14 protein-coding genes and 3 tRNA genes are annotated in these 17,792 nt (G+C 68.8%); 9 read left to right on the top strand and 8 right to left on the bottom strand.

The window, feature by feature from the left end; translation table 11 throughout:
* The first annotated feature begins 7 nt into the window (after nucleotides 1-7).
* Nucleotides 8-541: an inorganic diphosphatase gene (gene ppa / locus C9992_RS14270; protein ID WP_106816306.1), complete on the top strand. Its 534-nt coding sequence runs from the start codon at nucleotides 8-10 to the stop codon at nucleotides 539-541.
* A 66-nt stretch (nucleotides 542-607) separates the two neighbouring features.
* On the opposite strand, the gene C9992_RS14265 is transcribed toward ppa, so the two are convergent.
* Complete coding sequence (locus C9992_RS14265) at nucleotides 608-2,008, bottom strand: M23 family metallopeptidase (protein ID WP_106816305.1); 1,401 nt, start codon at nucleotides 2,006-2,008, stop codon at nucleotides 608-610.
* 216 nt (nucleotides 2,009-2,224) lie between these two features.
* On the opposite strand from C9992_RS14265, the gene C9992_RS14260 reads away from it, so the two are divergent.
* From C9992_RS14260 to C9992_RS14250, 3 genes are all read left to right on the top strand, one after another.
* A tRNA-Glu gene (locus C9992_RS14260) sits at nucleotides 2,225-2,297 on the top strand.
* 21 nt (nucleotides 2,298-2,318) lie between these two features.
* A tRNA-Asp gene (locus C9992_RS14255) sits at nucleotides 2,319-2,392 on the top strand.
* A gap of 78 nt (nucleotides 2,393-2,470) precedes the next feature.
* A tRNA-Phe gene (locus C9992_RS14250) sits at nucleotides 2,471-2,543 on the top strand.
* 149 nt (nucleotides 2,544-2,692) lie between these two features.
* Here the strand turns inward: C9992_RS14250 and C9992_RS14245 are convergent.
* The gene (locus tag C9992_RS14245) at nucleotides 2,693-3,295 is read right to left on the bottom strand and encodes a hypothetical protein (RefSeq protein WP_146145335.1); all 603 of its coding nucleotides are present in this window, start codon (nucleotides 3,293-3,295) and stop codon (nucleotides 2,693-2,695) included.
* Nucleotides 3,292-4,023 (bottom strand): potassium channel family protein, encoded by a 732-nt coding sequence (locus tag C9992_RS14240; protein WP_235008247.1) that lies wholly within the window; start codon nucleotides 4,021-4,023, stop codon nucleotides 3,292-3,294. The genes C9992_RS14245 and C9992_RS14240 overlap by 4 nt, the downstream gene beginning before the upstream one ends.
* A gap of 195 nt (nucleotides 4,024-4,218) precedes the next feature.
* On the opposite strand from C9992_RS14240, the gene C9992_RS14235 reads away from it, so the two are divergent.
* Nucleotides 4,219-9,858 carry a DUF7507 domain-containing protein gene (locus C9992_RS14235; RefSeq protein ID WP_106816303.1) on the top strand — a complete coding sequence of 1,880 codons (5,640 nt, stop codon included), beginning with the start codon at nucleotides 4,219-4,221 and terminating at the stop codon, nucleotides 9,856-9,858.
* Between the two features lie 88 nt (nucleotides 9,859-9,946).
* Nucleotides 9,947-11,563, top strand: a complete 1,617-nt coding sequence (locus C9992_RS18440; RefSeq protein ID WP_106816302.1) for a response regulator transcription factor — start codon at nucleotides 9,947-9,949, stop codon at nucleotides 11,561-11,563.
* Nucleotides 11,564-11,641: 78 nt separating this feature from the next.
* Here C9992_RS18440 and C9992_RS14225 read toward each other — a convergent pair whose 3' ends face one another.
* Complete coding sequence (locus C9992_RS14225; protein WP_106816301.1) at nucleotides 11,642-12,142, bottom strand: DUF523 domain-containing protein; 501 nt, start codon at nucleotides 12,140-12,142, stop codon at nucleotides 11,642-11,644.
* Nucleotides 12,143-12,422: 280 nt separating this feature from the next.
* Between C9992_RS14225 and C9992_RS14220 the strand changes: the two genes are divergently transcribed.
* Together C9992_RS14220 and C9992_RS14215 are read left to right on the top strand one after the other, a co-directional pair.
* Nucleotides 12,423-13,022, top strand: coding sequence for an NUDIX domain-containing protein (locus tag C9992_RS14220; RefSeq protein WP_235008246.1), 600 nt, complete (start codon nucleotides 12,423-12,425; stop codon nucleotides 13,020-13,022).
* Between the two features lie 16 nt (nucleotides 13,023-13,038).
* The gene (locus C9992_RS14215) at nucleotides 13,039-13,893 is read left to right on the top strand and encodes an alpha/beta fold hydrolase (RefSeq protein WP_106816299.1); all 855 of its coding nucleotides are present in this window, start codon (nucleotides 13,039-13,041) and stop codon (nucleotides 13,891-13,893) included.
* Between the two features lie 23 nt (nucleotides 13,894-13,916).
* Here C9992_RS14215 and C9992_RS14210 read toward each other — a convergent pair whose 3' ends face one another.
* The 4 genes from C9992_RS14210 to C9992_RS14195 form a co-directional block, all read right to left on the bottom strand.
* Nucleotides 13,917-14,738 carry a GNAT family N-acetyltransferase gene (locus tag C9992_RS14210; RefSeq protein ID WP_106816298.1) on the bottom strand — a complete coding sequence of 274 codons (822 nt, stop codon included), beginning with the start codon at nucleotides 14,736-14,738 and terminating at the stop codon, nucleotides 13,917-13,919.
* 80 nt (nucleotides 14,739-14,818) lie between these two features.
* Complete coding sequence (locus C9992_RS14205; RefSeq protein ID WP_200826349.1) at nucleotides 14,819-15,478, bottom strand: response regulator transcription factor; 660 nt, start codon at nucleotides 15,476-15,478, stop codon at nucleotides 14,819-14,821.
* A 2-nt stretch (nucleotides 15,479-15,480) separates the two neighbouring features.
* Nucleotides 15,481-16,287 carry a sensor histidine kinase gene (locus C9992_RS14200; protein ID WP_160150897.1) on the bottom strand — a complete coding sequence of 269 codons (807 nt, stop codon included), beginning with the start codon at nucleotides 16,285-16,287 and terminating at the stop codon, nucleotides 15,481-15,483.
* 293 nt (nucleotides 16,288-16,580) lie between these two features.
* Nucleotides 16,581-16,973 (bottom strand): DUF4406 domain-containing protein, encoded by a 393-nt coding sequence (locus C9992_RS14195; RefSeq protein WP_200826348.1) that lies wholly within the window; start codon nucleotides 16,971-16,973, stop codon nucleotides 16,581-16,583.
* Nucleotides 16,974-17,009: 36 nt separating this feature from the next.
* Between C9992_RS14195 and C9992_RS14190 the strand changes: the two genes are divergently transcribed.
* Entirely contained in the window at nucleotides 17,010-17,777 is a 768-nt protein-coding gene (locus tag C9992_RS14190) for a DeoR/GlpR family DNA-binding transcription regulator (protein WP_106816295.1), read from the top strand.
* Nucleotides 17,778-17,792 lie beyond the last annotated feature (15 nt).

The following is a 17,792-nucleotide window of genomic DNA, read 5'->3' as shown; positions in this document are numbered from 1 at the left end:
GCACCACATGGGCGCGTACGACGCCGTCATCGAGATCCCGCGCAACAGCAAGATCAAGTACGAGGTCGACCACGGCACCGGTCGAGTGTTCCTCGACCGCATCCTGTACACGCCGATGGGCTATCCCACCAACTACGGCTTCTTCGAGAACACCCTCGGTGAGGACGGCGACCCGCTCGACGTGCTCGTGCTGCTCGACCACGACCTCGCGCCCGGAATCCTCGCGAAGGTGCGCCCGGTCGGCGTGCTGAAGATGAGCGACGAGGCCGGCGGCGACGACAAGGTCGTCGCGGTCCTCGCGAAGGACCCGCGCTGGGATTACATCCAGGACGTCGCCGACATCCCGGAGTACACCCAGAAGGAGATCGCGCACTTCTTCGAGCACTACAAGGACCTCGAGCCTGGCAAGTGGGTCAAGGTCGACGAGTGGGCCGGCGCCGCCGAGGCCGAGCGCCTGGTCGACGAGGCGTTCGCCCGCTTCGCCGAGCACGAGGGGCAGACCAAGACCCAGGGTGAGGGCGTCGCGCCGAACACCCTCTGAGCGTGCACGCGAAGAGCGGATGCCGTGGCATCCGCTCTTCGTCGTTTCCGGGCGCTTGTCGGGGCGCTACACCGAGATGCCGCGTGCCGCCATGAACGGGATCGGGTTGGTGGTGCCGCCGTTGATGTAGACCTCGAAGTGCACGTGGCATCCGAACGAGTTGCCGGTGTTGCCCTCGCTCGCGATGAGCTGGCCGGCCTGCACCCACTGCCCGTAGCCGACGAAGATGCCGCCGTTGCGGATGTGCCCGTAGCCGGTGCCCACGCCGTTGCCGTGGTCGATCTTGATGTAGTTGCCGTAGCCGCCGTTGTAGCCGGCGTAGACCACGCGGCCCGCGGAGGCGGCGTAGATGCCTGAGCCGCAGCCGGCGGCGAGGTCGACGCCGTAGTGGAAGCCGCTGGAGCAGTAGCTGTTGCCGCACTGCACGGTGCGGGGGCCGTAGCCGGAGCTGCGGTGACCGGAGGACGGGCGGGCCCAGCCGGATCCGACGACAGCGCCGCCGCCACCGCCTCCTCCGCCACCGCCGCCGCCGTTCTGCTGGGCGAGGCGGTCGGCCTCCGCCTTGGCGGCCGCGGCAGCCGCGGCGCGGGCGGCAGCCTCCGCCTCCTTGCGCTTGCGCTCGCCTTCTTCGTACTCGGCGATCGTCTTCGCGGTGGTGTCCTGCAGGGCCGCCAGCTGCGCCTCGAGCTCGCCGCGCTTGGTGTTCTGCGCGTCCAGCGCCGCCTGCGCTTCGTCGGCGGCCTTCTGCGCGGCCATCATCTTCTCTTCGGCGACCTGCTGCAGGCGGTCGCGCTCCGCGCGCTGCACCTCGGCCTGGTCGCTGAGGCTCTGCGCCGAGTCGCGGGCGGTGACCGCCTGCGCGTAGACGGCCTGGTTGCGCTGGACGAGCTTGTCCATCGTGCCCAGGCGCGCGAGCAGGTCATCGGCGGACGTGGCGGAGCCGGCGAAGAAGAGCGACAGCGACGTGTCGTCGCCGCCGTTGCGGTACAGCTGGGCGGCGACGCGGCCGGCCTTGTTCGCAGCATCCACCGCGGCGGCGGCCTGTTCGTCGGCCTGCTGCTGCAGCTGGTCGGCGCGCAGGGCGGCGTCGAAGTACGCCTGCTGTGCGACATAGAACTCGTCGGCCGCCTGCTGGGCGAGCTGCTGCTTCGCCGCGACGTCCGCTTCGAGCCCGGCGATGAGGTTCTTGATGTTCTGGACCTCGGCGGCCTTGGCCTGTTCGTTGGCCTTTGCCGCGGCGACGTCCGCCCACGACGGGTAGTCGGCGGCGTACGCGCGGCTGACGAGCGGGCCGGCGACGGCGTTGACGGTCCCGAGAGCTGCCACACCGAGGATGCCGAGCCCCAGGGCGGCGCGGCGGTTCATCGCCGGCCACAGCCGGCGCTGCTCACGAGGAGAGGGAGCGCACCCGCATTCCGCCGCTGCGTCGTCGACGGAGGTCTTCTCGGTGATGGATTCGGGCTGCACCGGGTCCCTCCCTCGCGGTATCAACTCGATTCACATTAGCAACATGAGTCTCACGCGCAACCCTTTTCTCGCGCGCGGATCACCGCCTCGCACAGCGGTCACCCGGCCAGTGTCACCCCGCACCCCCGGATGCACAAGGAGGCCACGCCCTCGATTCGCGTTTTCCCGCGGCATTACGTATGCTTGGTCCTCGGCAGTGAGCCCCCGGGTTCACCCGGCCCCATCGTTTAGCGGCCTAGGACGCCGCCCTTTCACGGCGGTAGCACGGGTTCGAATCCCGTTGGGGTCACTCCCACAATTCAATAAGCATGGCCCTGTAGCGCAGTTGGTTAGCGTGCCGCCCTGTCACGGCGGAGGTCGCGGGTTCAAGTCCCGTCAGGGTCGCTCCGAGCGACGGGCCCTTTTCTCGAAGAGGGCCTTTCGTCTAGGACACGGCAGGTCTTGCAAAGGAAACCACCGTGCGGCTCTGTAGCTCAGTTGGTAGAGCGTTCGACTGAAAATCGAAAGGTCACCGGATCGATGCCGGTCGGAGCCACAAGGGTGATCGTTACAGTCACCCCAGGAACCCCCGCGTAGCTTCTACATCGCGGGGGTTTCGCTTTCGTTGCTGGCGCATCCGCTGATCTGCGGAGCTCAGGTTGATGGAGATCTCCAGAATCGAGGCTGCGTTCCGCGCCCGATGGGTCACGGAGCCGCTGTCTGTGCCGCAAGGAACTCTTCGGTCTGCGTCACAGCGTCGTTCAACACGGCGTTGTAGATCGCCAAGCCGCCCGGATAGTCGGCGGTTGCGACGAGGTCGCTCTTGATCCGGAGGATCGCGCGTCTCTGTTCGGGGGTCAGCGAAGACCTCAGATTCTGGTGCCATTCGGCGACGTTTTCGTGGGCGTCGAGCGCGAAGAGGCTGATGTCAAGCTCCCACCGGTCGCCGGCATGCCGCACACCCATCTGAAGGTGTAGCCGCCGGTCTCGTTCAGCCACCGAGGCGTCGCTCCGCTCATCAGCCAGCACGACGTCGACGACCTCACACCGGCGAGCCAGCGTTGCTGCGAGGGCGAGCGCCTCGGATGGCCCGTATGCGGATCCTGCAGCCACAGTGATGTCGATCTCACGGTGTGTCATCAGCTGGGAGACGACGCTCCCGACGAGGTGCGCCTCGCCGACGTGACGAATCTCATCCAGAATCCCCGCCTCGGTCAGCAGCTGATGCGCCGCGACGTGCAACTGCTCGGCGCGGACCTCCAGACCGTCAGCGCCCTCCGCGCTCCCCTCCTCCATCCGTGCGTTCACGACCCGCCGACCGGCTCGCTCTTGCTCGACCGGAGCATGTCCTTGAGCTCGGCGACCTCGGCGCGAAGCTGCTCGACCTGATCCGAGGTGGCCGCGGTGTTCTGCGTGCCGACCGAGACCTTCTCCACGATCCAGGACGCCAGGGTCGCCGTCACGACGCCGATGAGGGCGATCCCGCCGATCATGAGACCGACGGCCACGATGCGCCCGGTGATCGTCACGGGGAAGAAGTCTCCGTACCCGACGGTGGTGACGGTCACGAACGCCCACCAGATCGCGTCGCCGAACGATTGGATGGTCCCGCCGTGCCCTCGCTCGGCATCCAGCACCGCGAGGCCGGCCACGACGATCGTCAGAGCTGTCGCGCCCACCGTGTAGACCACGACCTGTCCGCGCAGTCGAGCGCCGGCGCCGCGCTGGATGATCGCGAGGATCGTGAGGAAACGCATCAGCCGCAGCGGCCGCAGCATCGGCAGCAGGACGATCGCGAGGTCCAGCAGATGGCGGACGAACCACCGCCCACGCGGCTGCGCGAGCGAGAGGCGCACGATGTAATCGACGGCGAACAATGCCCAGGTGACCCAGATCACGACCTCTGCCGCGACAGAGAAGAAGCCTGCCTCGCGAACCAGGATCTGCGTCGCATACGCGATCAGGAAGAGGACGGCGGCCACCATGAGGGGCCAGTCCATGGCCCGTTCCCACCGCGCGAGACGATCCCCGTACATGGGCAGGAGCGTACTGCCTGCCCGGCGTCCGGGTGAGCTCGAACGCGCCGACCAGCGCCGCCGCCACCACCCAGACGGGCACTCGACAGCGCACAGGGTGATGCCGGGGTGAAAAAACCTTGATCCGAGGATCGCCGCCGATACGGTGGCGCCCGGGAGGCGCTTCCCCAGCGCGCCTCCGAAGGGGGACTTCCGTTGCACACTCGATCGCGAATCGCCCGGCTGCTGGCCGCGGGCGTCGCCGTCCTCGGCCTGCTCGCCGGAGGGCTCGTCGCGGCCGCACCCGCCTACGCCGCCGAGAGCATCACCATCACGCCTGCCACCACGACGGTGCAGAGCAACGCGCTGGCCAACTACACGGTGACGTACTCGTGCAGTACGACGGGCGGATGCCTGAACTCCACCATCACGATCCCCACCAACACCGTCGCCGGCAACGGCACGAGCACCGACTTCTCGAACTGGGTGTCGGCCGGCAGCTGCCCCGCCCTCTCGCGCACCGCGGGACAGGTCACGTTCAGCCTGGGGACGGTGCCGACGGGGACCTACCAGTGCACCTTCGGCGTGCGGGCGCCGAACAAGACCACGCTCAACGGCGCCACCGTGACCATCGCCCCCACCTTCACGAGCAGCGGGGGATCCGCCACCGTGCCCACGCCTGCCGTGCAGACGATCACCGCGGGCCACAACGCGGGGATGGGGTCCGGCGTCAACCCCACCAGCGTCCTCAGCGGCGCCACGATGACGCTCAGCTTCAGCTTCGCCTGCGGAACGACCAACTTCACCGGCGACCTCGGCTTCACCGCCCTGCGGATCACCGACGATCTGCCGGCCAACTTCACCTTCGCCGGTCTGAGCACCGCCCCCGTCTCGCTGCCCGGCACCCTCGCCACACCCGCCGTAGGAACCTCGGGCGGCACGATCACGTACGTCGGCGACGGATCGGAGTGCCTGAACCCGAACAACAATCGCCTGGTCTTCACGGTGACCGGGACCGCCGCGACCAACGGCACGCCCGATCCGGTCGGTGCGAGGATCTGCCACACCGCGACCTCGAGCTTCACCTACATCGACGGGTTCTCGGCGACGGCATCGCCGACGCCGGCCGCGCCGTGCGCGACGGTCGTCGACCTGGACTGGCGCACCAACAAGACGCCCGGCACGAAGACGATGACCAACCGCGGGCAGTACCGCGCGATCGACAACACCGCGCCCACGAACTACACCTTCCCCGGCGACTGGGACGGCGCGCAGACCACCAGCTACGAGATCAGCGTCAACACCAACCCGGCGACGACGAACTCCGGCCTCAGCTACGACATCAAGGACCCGCTGCCGTGCCTGGACAACGTCTCCGGGGCGAAGTACCTGAGCAACACCCCCGGCGTGGTGTGCGCGCGGCCCGCCTACATCCCGCGAGTGGTCACGGTGACCGGCTTCACGCCCGCAGCCGGCGCCACGATCAACCTCCTCATGGCGGACGGCACAACACGTACCGTGCCGTACGTCGCGGGCACCGGGTGGACACTGCCGACCGCGCCGGCGGTGGCGGAGATCGACATCCCGCCATTCGCGCAGGAGGGCAGCAACAACTTCGCCGCCATCCGATTCACCGTGACCGGGTACGCGGCGCCTGATGCCGTGCCCGGACACGTCCTCAGCAACACGACGTCGGTGAACGCGTACCTCTCGGGGACGACCACGCAGGTCAAGACGACGCAGGGGCAGACCGCGCTCATCCTCGTCGCCGACCCGGCGACCTACGGCGACGGCGCACTCGTGTACGGCAGCATGAGCGCGAGCCACATCGGCAACTGCGTGGGGCGCGTGCTGATCCAGGGTTCCGGCATCGAGATCACCGACGCGCCCTCGAAGCCCATCACGCTGGCGTACCTCTCCCCGGAGGATGTCGGAACCATCGCGGTGCCTCCGCTGACGGTCACCCTGAACGGCCCCAACGGCCGGGTCTACACCGCCACCGGCCTCTCGCCGTCCAGCCAGACCGTCGACTACAACGGCACCGGTCGCACGCTCGTGCAGTGGACCATCCCGGCGGGCCTTGCCGCACTGCCCGGCATCTACACGGTCAACATGGCGGCGTTCGACGTGCCGCTGGGCTCCGGTTGCGCCGGGACGTTCCAGAACGCCATGACGATCGGGTACGGCGCTCCGATCGGCTTCTGCGCGGTCAACGGCGCCAACGTGGCACCCCCGGCGCTCGCGCCCGGCGACACCGCCCTCGACACCAACGGCTCCTCGATCCCGGGCAACTTCTGCGGTGCCTCCGCCCAGTTCACGGTGGCGGCGACCGGCGCCGGCTTCACGGTCGACAAGGTGGTGCAGGGCAACCTCGACCCCTCGCCCATCGGCGCCGGCGGGACGGGGCACGTGAGCGTCGACGGAGGAACGGCGACGTACACCGTGTCGTTCTCCAACAGCGGCCTGTCCACCCTCACCGACCCGGTGATGTACGACCTGCTGCCCCGCGTCGGCGACACCCGAGCGTCGTCGACGGCGGCCAGGGGCTCGCAGTTCCCGGTGACGTTGACCGGGATCAACGCGCTGCCGGCCGACCTCACGGTCGCGTATTCGCAGGCGGTGAACCCCTGCCGACCCGAGGTGCTCACCCCGAACGCCGGCTGCGTCGACGATTGGACGACCACCGCACCCGCGTCGCTGGCAAGCGTCACCGCCCTGCGGTTCCGCTACGACGGCAACGTCCGCGTCGGCAACAGCTTCTCAGCCTCGTACACGGTGAGCACTCCGGCCACCGCTGCCGGCAACATCGCGTGGAACAGCATCGGCACGAACGTCATCGCCGGAGACTCGCTCCTCGGCAAGGCGGAATCGTCGCTGACCGGCCTGCAGGCGCAGAGCGCCCAGCCGGCGATCACGAAGACCGCCGACAGGACGACGGTCGACGCCGTCGGCCAGCAGGTGAACTTCACGTTCACCGTCACGAACAACACCGCGGTCGCCCTCGCGAACGTGCGCGTAAGCGACGCCATCGTGAACTCCGCGGCGTCCAGTGTCGCGCCCACTCCCGTGTGCTCGTCGCTGACTTCGCCCGCGGGCACCTGCTCCGGTCCGTCCACGGCCCTCGCGCCCGGCCAGTCGGCCGTCTTCACCGCGACGTACACCGTGACCCAGGCCGACCTCGACCACGGGTCGGTGTCCGACCAGGCGACGGCGACGGCGAGCCCGCCGACCGGCCCGAGCCTCAGCAACAGCACCGGCGTGGTCACCGTGGCGGCGACGCAGAACGGCGCACTGAGCCTCTCGAAGAGGGCGACCCCCGGCACGGTCGACTCCGTCGGTGACGTGATCGACTACTCCTTCACCGTCACGAACACCGGCAATGTCACCCTCCGCGGCGTCGCCATCGACGAGACGGCGTTCAGCGGCAGCGGCGCGATGTCCACGATCTCGTGCCCGAGCGGGGCGCTGGCTCCGGGAGCATCGACCGAGTGCACCGCGACCTACCCGGTCACCCAGGCGGATTTGACCGCGGGCCGCATCGACAACACGGCGACCGCCACGGCCACCACCCCGGCGGGGTCGCCGGTGACGTCCGCGGCCTCCACCGCCGCCGTCGACGTGGAGCAGGTGAGCGCACTCGACCTCGTCAAGTCGGCGAGCCCGTCCGGGGAGGCGGCGTACGTCGCCGGTCAGGAGATCACCTACTCGTTCGTCGTGACGAACACCGGCAACGTCCCGGTGACCGGCATCACGGTCGACGAGGTGGACTTCACCGGAACCGGCGCGCTCTCGGCGATCGACTGTCCCACCGATGCTCTCGCGCCGGCCGCGCAGCTCACCTGCACAGCCACCTACGTGTTGACGCAGGAAGACGTCGACTTCGGGTCGCTGACCAACACCGCCAGAGCAGCCGGCACGGCACCGGGCGGCCCCGTCGTCTCCGAGGACTCCACGGTACGGACGCCGCAGGTCGCGGCATCCGACCTCACCCTCACGAAGACGGCCAGCACCGGTTTCGTGAACGCCGCGGGTGACGTCGTGACGTACACCTACGCGGTTCGCAACACGGGCAACGTCACCGTGCACGCAGTGACCGTCGACGAGACGGAGTTCACCGGTACGGGGCCGACCCCTGTCGTCACGTGCCCGGAGACCACACTCAGCCCGGGTCAGCAGGTGCTCTGCACCGCGCCGTACACGGTGACGCAGGCCGACATGGACGCGGGAGAGTTCCGGAACACGGCCCGGGCGTCGGCGTTGGACCCCACGACGGCGAGCGTCGAGTCACCGGAGTCGAGCGCGACGGTGACGGCGAACAGCGAGCCGGCCCTCACGGTCGAGAAGACCGCCGATGTCACCTCCTTCGACACCGTCGGTGATGCCGTCGTGTTCTCGTTCCTCGTGACGAACACGGGCAATGTGACGCTGACCGCCGTCACTGCGATCGAGCGCACTTTCACCGGCTCGGGGGAGGTCGGCCCGATCGACTGCCCGGCCGACGTGCTGGCGCCCGACGAGTCGATCACCTGCACGGCGGAGTACGCGGTGACACAGGCGGACATCGATCAGGGCAGCATCAGCAACACCGGTGAGGCCTCCGGCGAGACGCCGACGGGTGACCCCGTGCTGGCCGCGGCATCGACCGTCAGCGTCGCGGCGGCGCAGGCCCCGGGCATCGACTTCGAGAAGACGGTGACCCCGGAAGAGGCGGATGCCGCGGGCGATGAGGTGACGTACGTCTTCCACGTCACGAACACCGGCAACGTCACCCTGACCGGGCTCACGATCGCCGAGACCGCATTCTCGGGTACCGGGGTGCTCGGCGTTCCGGACTGCGGGGCGACCCTGGCGCCCGGTGACGACGTCACCTGCGAGGTGACGTACACGCTGACCCAGCCCGACGTCGACGCCGGCGAGGTGACGAACACCGCCGTCGCGACCGCATCCGCCGGAGGCGCTGAGCTGTCGTCGGAACCCTCGTCGGCGACCCTCACGGTGGCTCGCGTGGCCGATCTCTCGCTCGTGAAGTCCGCGGACGTCACGGATCCCGAGACCATCCGTGCGGGTGATGTGGTGACCTACTCGTTCGTCGCCACCAACACCGGCAACGTGACGATCACCGACGCACGGGTGGTCGAGGGCGCGTTCACCGGAACCGGCCAGCTGGGTGCCCTCGACTGCGAGCCGTCGGGACCGCTGGCTCCCGGGGATCAACTGATCTGCGCCGCCGACTACACGGTCACACAGGCGGACGTCGACTCGGGCGAGCTCTCGAACACGGCGACGGCGACGGGTGACGCCCCCGACGGGGTGGAGCCTCCCGTATCGGAGGAGTCGACGGCGTTGCTTCCGGCGCCGGCCAGACCAGGTCTGGCCCTGGTGAAGACCGCGGACGCCCGACAGGTGCAGCAGGCCGGACAGGTCGTCGCGTACACGTTCACCATCACGAACACGGGCAACACCACGGCCCGGGACGTCTCGGTGACCGAGGAGTCGTTCTCGGGCCACGGCGCCACCCCCGTCGTCGACTGCCCCGCCGACATGGATCTCGTGGCCGGGCAGACGGTCGAATGCTCAGCGACCTACACGGTCGTCGCCGCCGACCTCGACGGCGCCGCCCTGGTGAACACGGCGTCCGCCACAAGCGTGGCGCCGGACGGCTCCGAGGTCGCGTCGGACCCGTCGACCGCGCGGATCGATGACGTCGCGACGGCGCCGGCTCCGCAGGGCTCCGGCCTTGCGATCACGGGCGGCACGATCGCCTGGAGTGCCGTGGTCCTCGCCGTGGGCCTGCTCCTGGGCGGAGGCGTGCTCCTGCTCGTCCGGCGTCGGCGACGGGAACAGGGCCGCAGCTGATCGGTCGGTTGCGCCGGGGGTCCGAGAGTCCGACGGACCCCCGGCGCACCTACGAGGTGAGCCGCCGCCACCGCAATAGCATGGCATCGTGCCCACCGTCCCGGATCCCCGCCGTGGCGATGTGCACGAGGTGACACCGGATCAGCCACCTCTCCTCCGGCTGCTGGCGGACGCCGTGGACGCGGCGGACTGGGACAGAGCGACGGATGCCGTGCGAGCCGGCTGGTACGCGCTCGTGTCGGATCATGCCGACGGTGCGCGCGAGATCTTCCACCGCGTGCCGGTCAGCGTGCTGCGCCAGTATCCGCTGCTGGCGATGGAGTACGGCATCCTTCTGAATCAGCTGCGCTTCCAGCGTCTGCGTCCCCTGCGGTATTTCGCGATGGCCGTGCGCGCCGCGCGCTCGAAGCGAAACCACGACCTGCGCGCGGTGGACCGGCTGCTGATCAGATCGTCAGAGTCCGCGGGTTTCCGTCTCCTCGGCCGCACAGACATGTCGGTGTCGGCCGCGCGCGCATCGATGGAGCTCGCCGAAGCCCTCACCGACGAAGAACGCGCATCGCTCACCGAGCTCCCGCGCCTGTACGCCGTGCTCGGTATGTCGTTCTACTACGGCGGCCACCACGCCGAAGCGCTGCGCGCGGCGTCACTCGGCCTCGCCGAGGCATCCCTCGTTCCGCCGTCCAACGGCATGGGCCCCCTTGCGCTGCTCGCCGGCATCCACGCCCTCCGAGGCGACCTGGCCAACGCGCGTGAACACATCGAGTACGGCAGGTCGGATCTCTGGACCGACCGCCAGCGCGACGGGTACTCAGGCATCTTCTATCGCATCGCCGAGTCCGTGCTCGCGCTCGAAGCGTTCTCACCAGAGGACGCGCGCGCCCGGCTCGACAGCCTCTACGCGATGACGAGGGGCCGCCGCACGACCGAGCACTGGTCGCTGCTCGCCGAGATCGACGCGCTCATCGAGCTGGTCGGCGGTCATCCGGGCCGCGGACTGGCGCGCCTGGAGGAGGCGATCGAACTGCGGGGCGGCGAAGGCGGAACGAAGCGCGCCAGGGCGCGGCTGGCTCGCATCCGCTCACTGCTGCACCTGGCTCTCCGCAATCCCGACGGTGCGAGCGCCGTGCTCGCACGCGATCTGCCGAGTGGGCACGTCGCCCGGATCGAACGCGCGCGTGTGGCGCTGTCACTCGGGCAGACCGGCACCGCCCTCAACGAGCTGCGCGCCGTGTCGGGCGCGCACCTGTCCACGAGGCAGACCGCGGAGGTCGCGGCGCTGGACGCAGCAGTGCTCCTCCGCGTCTCGATGACTCCGCGCCGGGAAGCCGCCGTGCAGCGTCTCGGTTCACTGCTGGACCGCTCGGGGCTGCGCCTGCCGCTCTTCCTGCTGCCCGCCCCCGATGTGGCGCGGGTCGCCGGGGCGCTGGACGAGGCCGGTTTCGCGCACGTGACCGCAGGGCTCCCCCCGCAGCCCCTGCTGGGCGACGTCGAACCCCAGGACCTGCTCACCAAGCGAGAGCTCGCCGTCTTGGAGCAGCTCATGCACACCCCATCGATCGCGCGCATCGCCGAAGCCAACGTGGTGTCCACCAACACCGTCAAGTCGCAGCTGCGGAGCATCTACCGCAAGCTCGGGGTGTCCAGCCGTGAAGATGCGATCGCGGTCGCCATGGAGCGACACCTGTTCGCCGAGGCGGACTGACGAAGATGTCGCGATCTGCGATCCGGACAGGGCGACGGCGAGAGCGGCGAAGCGCGGCGCGGTCGATCCGGGTTTGCGTCATTCGCTCGGCGTCGAGGTTCCTCCCCGGAGCGCAGTGACATGGACGCCTGATTCCCGCAGAGCAGCGGCCACGATGCCGTCCCCTTCGACGAGGGTGCCGCTGTGCGTACCGTCGTAGATCTCGCCGCACCCGCACGAAGGGCTGCGCGCTTGCAGGATCGCTCGCTCGATCCCGAGGGAGGCTGCGATGCCGACGACACGCTCCGCACCGTCACGGAACTCGGCGGTGACGTCTTCGCCGGCGTCGGTGACGACAACGGCATCGCCGCGCAGCACGTCCGCGCCGTCTCCCCCGACGATCTCCGCAGGTGGGCGAGGGGTGGGCAAACCCGCGAGCTGCTCGGCACACAGCGCCACCGCCTCGCCGCGCTCGACGGCGGCGACGATCTGCGCATCGGGTCGCGAGAGGGCGTCGTAGCGGCAGGGCACACCGGCGAGGCATGCCGAAACCAGGAGCCGCGGAGTCTGCTCATCTTGAGGCGCGACGTGTCCGGTCATGCGGTGAGTCTCACACGACCGAAGCCCGAACGTCGTCAACGACGGCGATGTCAGGACAACGGTCCCGCGCGCCGGCGATGTCTGAGGACGGTTGAGTTCGGCTTCGGGACAGATGTCCCTCGCGCACGGGCTCGTCATCCCGCAAGCTGGCCCCTGCACCTGCCGCTTTCAGCCGTCGGTGCGTGCGAGAGCAGGAGGAGAAATCGTGGCAGACGAGACCGGTGTACCCGGGGCGGACATTCCTGACCGTCGGGGCCGTACAGGCCTGCACCGTACGGGAATGGACCTGCGACGCAATCCGCGCGTCCGCGTCAAGGAAGTCCGACTGTTGAGCTCCAACTGGTACATCACCCGTGCGAACCGCATCGAGCTGCAGCGCGCCGACGGAAGCTGGGTCGAGGCCGAACGCGAAACCTACGACCGAGGCGATGGCGCCTGCCTGTTCCTCTACGACGACCTCGCCCGCACGATCCTGCTCGTGCGTCAGTTCCGTTACCCCGCGTACGTGAACGAGCACCCCGACGGGATGCTGCTGGAACTTCCCGCCGGTCTGCTCGATGAAGACGATGCCCGCACGGCGATCACGCGGGAAGTGGAGGAAGAGGTCGGTCTTCGACTTTCGGACGTTCGTCCCGTGTTCAACGTGTACATGAGCCCCGGCTCGGTCACCGAGCGTCTGCACTTCTTCACGGGCGTGTACCGAAGCGGAGACATCACCGTCGGCGCAGTCGCGGGCGTCGCGGATGAGGCGGAGCACACGGAAGTCGTCGAGATGCCGTTCGAGACCGCGTTGGCGTCCATCGGTGAAGAGATCGTGGACGCGAAGACTATCCTCATGGTCCAGTGGGCGGCGCTCTCGGGGCCGTTCGCCGTACCGTGAGTCCGATCGGAGCCGCATGAACGAGGAGTTCTCTCTCGCGCCGTCACGCGAGCACAGGCTCGAGCTTGCCGACGGGCGCGAGCTGGCGGTCGCCGAATTCGGCGAGCCGACAGGTGTACCGGTCGTCTTCTTCGCCGGAGCGGCGAGCTCTCGATCGATGAACGCGTTCGGCACCTCCGCGCGGGAGCGCCACGTACGCATGCTGACCTTCGACCGCCCAGGGCTGGGAGACTCCACGCCGCATGCGGCCAAATCGCTGACCAGCGTCGCCGCTGATCTCGCGGACGTTCTCGAACAGCTCGAGCTCATCCAACCGTACGCGCTCGCGAACTCGCAGGGGGCCCCGTTCGCGCTCGCGGCTGCGGGCCAGGGGATGTTCCGGCGCACGGCGCTCGTCTCACCGGCTGACGAAGTCGCGCACGAGGCGGTTCGCTCCCAGCTACCCGCGGACGTCGCGTCATTCGTCGAGAGCGTCCACACCGACCCGCACGGGATCACGTCATTCCTCAGCGCGTTCGACCCTGACCGGATGTTCGAGTTCGTCATGTCGGGGGCGAGCCGGTCGGACGCACCGGTCTTCGGGAACGAGCGATTCCGTCAGCTGTTCCGCCGCTCACTGGAAGAGGCTCTCGGCTCCGGAGGCGCGGGCTACGCACAGGACACCGTTCTGGCGTCATCGCGGTGGCCGGTGGCCGTTCCGCGGGATGGCTCACTGGACATCTGGTTCGGGTCCGATGACACCGCTCATTCGCCCGACCTCGGCGCAACGTTGTCCGGCCGGTTCGGCGGCGAACGCAGGATCGTCGACGGGGTCGGCGGCTCGCTCTTGTGGGTGCGTACCGGACAGATCCTCGACCAGCTCATGACGTGATTGTGGCCGCACTGCCGGCACGATCACATGCCGAACTCGGTGCACTGCCCGACCGTGCGGAACCCGTGCCGACGGTAGACCCCGCTCCCCTCGTCCGTCGCCTGAAGGACGGCAGTGGGCACGCCGGCGGTCGCGGCCCACTCGAGACAGGTCGAGACGAGAGCCGACGCGATACCCCGGCCCCGATGGGATTCGAGCGTCGCAATCCCGTAGAGCCCTGCCACTCCGGCGGCGACATGCACTTCGGCGCCGGCGACCGCCTCCCCGCCGGCGTAGGCGACGAAGAACCGGCTCGTCGGCTCATCGCCCGAGACGGCGTCGGATCCGGCCGCGTGCAGGAATGCGGCGACATCGGTGGCCGGCGGGTTCCAGTTCGCGGCAAGGATCTGCGCGTAGTCGTCGAGCTGGCTTCTTCGCTGCACCGGAAGGATGTCGACACCCGCCGGCGCGACGGAACGGCGTCGTGATCCTCGCACCTCGGCGTACATGACCTCCTCGGTCTCACCGGCGGCGAATCCCGCGGCCGGCAAGACCCGCTGCGCCTCGTCGAGGACCGTGTCGTCAGCGACCCACCACGAGAACGGACGCCGCACACGCCGCACGTACTCGGCGACCACCGTGACGTCGTCGACGCGAAACCCGCGCCGGAAATCAGCGCGCGAGACGATGTTGTACGTGTCGTGATCGAACCCGCTGTCCGCTACCTGGAAGTCGCCGACGCGAAAGACAGTCGCGCCCTCGACGAAGGGGTGGAGATGCGCCGCGTGGGCGGCGAGGTTTCGCTCTGTCGCCTGAAGCAGCAGGCGCCGCTCTGCCGAAGGCGGTGATACTCGGTGACTGCTCATCCTGCTCCACACTCTCGTCGTCCTGTATCGAAAGGACGGGACATCCACTTTCCTTTCGCGGGCGGAAGTCCCGCGCACGCTCAGCCTCGGCCGAGCCCGGCCTCGCGCGCTCGGATGATCATCTGGGGACGGTCCCGTGCGGCGAGCTTGGACAGAATCGTCGATACGGCGTTACGGACGGTCTTGTCGCTCAGGAACAGCCGAGCGGCGATCTCCGAGTTGTTGAGACCGGCAGCGACAAGGTCGAGCACTTCCCGTTCCCTGGCGGTGAGCTCTTCGAACGTCTCGGGCGCCGCGGGCTTCACGTCAGCGAGAAGGCCGCTGATCTTCTCCGCGATGGCCGACCCGAAGACCGCCCCTCCGGCTGCGACCGCATGGATTGCGCGCTCGATCTCATCTTGCGCAGCACCCTTGACGAGGTAGCCCCGGGCACCGGCGCGCATCGCGTCGAGGACGGCCTCGTCCTCTTCGTTCATGGTCAGCATGAGCACGGCCGCCGCGGAGCCGCTCTGGCGAAGCCTCCGCGTCGCCTGGATGCCGTCGATGTCGGGCATCTGGATGTCCATCACGACGACGTCCGGCAGGAGTTTGCCGGTCTTCGACAGGGCGTCGACGCCGTCCGAAGCCGTTCCCACCACCTCGATGCCGGGAAGCGACCCCAGCAGGACGGCGAGTCCGTCCCTGTACACCGGATGGTCGTCGGCGATGAGGACGCGCAGCTCGGGAGCATCGATGTGCATGATCAGTCCTTCTCGGTGATGAGTGCGGTTGCCTCGTGGGCAGGCTGAAGGGGAAGGGACACGTGGATGCTGAGACCGTGGGGGTGCGCTGCTTCGGCTCGCCACGAGCCGCCGAGCTCTTCGGCGCGTTCCCGTTGCGCCCGCAATCCCACCCCGAGGGCCAGTTCCGCGGGCAGGCCGACTCCGTCGTCCTCGATACGCAGCCGCAACCGATCTCGAGTCTCGTCGATGTCGATCGACACGTCGCAGCGCGTCGCCCGCGAGTGGCGCACGACGTTGTTGAGCGCCTCGGAGACGATGCGGTACGCCGCCACCTCCACGGCCGCGGACATGCGCGGGAGCGACGATGCATGGAGTCGGATGTGGACGCCCGCGTCAGAGCCGTTGAGACTCAGGAGATCGCACTGGCGCGAGAGGGCTCGGACGAGCCCGACTTCATCCAGCGACGGCGGGCGGAGCCCATGCACGAGGCGGCGGAGCTCCTGCATCGCGGCGCGCGTCTCGGTCAACGCCTGCTCGAGCGTGGCGATGGCCCGCTCCGGCTCCTCGTGCACGAAGTTCTTCGCGCTCTCCATCCGCAGCGCCAGGGCCGCCATCGTCGGGCCCAGACCGTCGTGGAGGTCTCGGTGGATGCGGTGTCGTTCGTCTTCGCGGGCGAGGACCATCGCCTCCCGAATCTCGTGATGCTCGTCGGCAGAGATGCTCGGACGCACAGCGGCGGCGTGGATGCGGTCGTGCAGCAGTATCTGGTCCCGGTGGAAGAGCCGGGATTCTCGGGAGGGCGACAAGGAGAGGTTGCTGTTGCACATTCTCCGGAGAGTCGGCGGGTCGTCGGTGAGGGTGGGTGCGGAGCGCCCGGATCCGACCACTGCTGTCCCCCCGAAGGCGGCCAGGCCCAGCGTCCCTGCCACCGCCGCTGTCAGAGGAGTGCGGCGTCGTCGCGCCGCCGCACCGCGGCGAGCGGTGGGTGACGAACTCGACTGCTCGCGGGCCATCGATGATCTCCCTTCGGTTGATGTCGCCCTGCCCGGATCGGAACCCCCGGGTGCCAGAACTCCTTGGCGCAGGCCCGTCGTGAGACGGGCCTGCGCGTTCTGCACGATCAGGCAGGCTGATGCGCGTCGAGCGCGCTATCGCGAGTGGGCACCTCATCCAGCGAGTGATACACGGGGATGCCGCGCTCGTGAGCGATCCTCACATCTTCGTCTGCGCCCCTGGAGTCGCCCGGGAGGCGGAGCACGGCGTCGCAGTGCTGCAGCAGACGTTCGGCCGTGGGGTAGAGGACGTCCCGCGCGAGCGGCTCGAACACGCTGCTTCCGGCGCTGTCGAGGACGGGAAGGGCCACCCATTCGCCGATCATCGGCACATGCCCCTTCTCGAAGATGGGCCACGCCGCGCTCTCGAGGCGGCGCAGGTTCTGGGACATGAGGGTGGGGTCGTCGCCTGTGCCTGACCGGTAAGGACCGGCGATCAAGATGAGCATCGGTTTTTGCATGTTCTGCACGTTATCAGAGATTGCTAGAGTGTCAACGTGCAAGAACAGGACAGATCATTCACCGCCGAGCGCAAGGATCTGCTGCTCGCCACGCTCCAATCGCAGGGCAAGGTGCTGGCCAAAGATGCGGCGCGAGCGTTGGGTGTGTCGGAAGACACCATCCGGCGCGACCTTCGAGAGCTCGCTGCGGCAGGCCTCTGCCGCCGGGTCTACGGCGGCGCCCTTCCGATGCCGGCCGCTCAGGTCACGTACGAGGAGCGCACCGCGCTCAACACGTCCGGGAAATCGCGCGTCGCTGTCGCCGCTGCGAAGCTGGTTCAGCCCGGGATGACGTTCGTCCTCGACGGGGGCACCACGGCAATGCAGGTCGCGCGCGAGCTTCCCCAGGATCTCGTGGCGACCGTGGTGACGCACAGTCCGACCGTCGCCGTCGAGCTGCTGGGCAAGACGAACATCGAGACGGTCCTCGTCGGGGGCCGCATCTTCCGTCACTCCGTCGTCGCCTCCGGGGCCGCGACGGTCGAAGCAGCCATGCGCATCAACGCCGACATGTTCCTGATGGGCGTCACCGGAGTCAGCGTCGAGTTCGGCCTGACGACCGGCGACTCCGACGAGGCGGTCGTCAAGCGCACGTTCGCCGAGCGCAGCGCCGAGACGTTCGTGCTCGCCAGCTCGGAGAAGATCGGCGCTGCCTCGCCCTTCCTCGTGCTTCCCCTCTCCGCGGTGAGCGGTGTCATCACGGATGCGCCCGACAGCGCCGTGCTGTCAGCGATCGCGGAGCACGCTCGCGTTGTGAGCGCGTAGCGGGACCGTTCCGGC

The sequence above is a fragment of the Microbacterium timonense genome, from assembly GCF_900292075.1.
Lineage (GTDB): Bacteria > Actinomycetota > Actinomycetes > Actinomycetales > Microbacteriaceae > Microbacterium > Microbacterium timonense.
This window is presented reverse-complemented; position numbering and strand designations above follow the sequence as displayed.

Bases quoted from the DNA above. Each gene is read 5' to 3' on its own strand.
- ppa (WP_106816306.1), top strand. From the start codon at position 8: ATGGGCGCGTACGACGCCGTCATCGAGATCCCGCGCAACAGCAAGATC.
- C9992_RS14240 (WP_235008247.1), bottom strand. From the start codon at position 4,023: ATGTACGGGGATCGTCTCGCGCGGTGGGAACGGGCCATGGACTGGCCC.
- C9992_RS14225 (WP_106816301.1), bottom strand. From the start codon at position 12,142: ATGACCGGACACGTCGCGCCTCAAGATGAGCAGACTCCGCGGCTCCTG.
- C9992_RS14220 (WP_235008246.1), top strand. From the start codon at position 12,423: ATGGACCTGCGACGCAATCCGCGCGTCCGCGTCAAGGAAGTCCGACTG.
- C9992_RS14215 (WP_106816299.1), top strand. From the start codon at position 13,039: ATGAACGAGGAGTTCTCTCTCGCGCCGTCACGCGAGCACAGGCTCGAG.
- C9992_RS14210 (WP_106816298.1), bottom strand. From the start codon at position 14,738: ATGAGCAGTCACCGAGTATCACCGCCTTCGGCAGAGCGGCGCCTGCTG.
- C9992_RS14205 (WP_200826349.1), bottom strand. From the start codon at position 15,478: ATGCACATCGATGCTCCCGAGCTGCGCGTCCTCATCGCCGACGACCAT.
- C9992_RS14200 (WP_160150897.1), bottom strand. From the start codon at position 16,287: ATGTGCAACAGCAACCTCTCCTTGTCGCCCTCCCGAGAATCCCGGCTC.
- C9992_RS14195 (WP_200826348.1), bottom strand. From the start codon at position 16,973: ATGCAAAAACCGATGCTCATCTTGATCGCCGGTCCTTACCGGTCAGGC.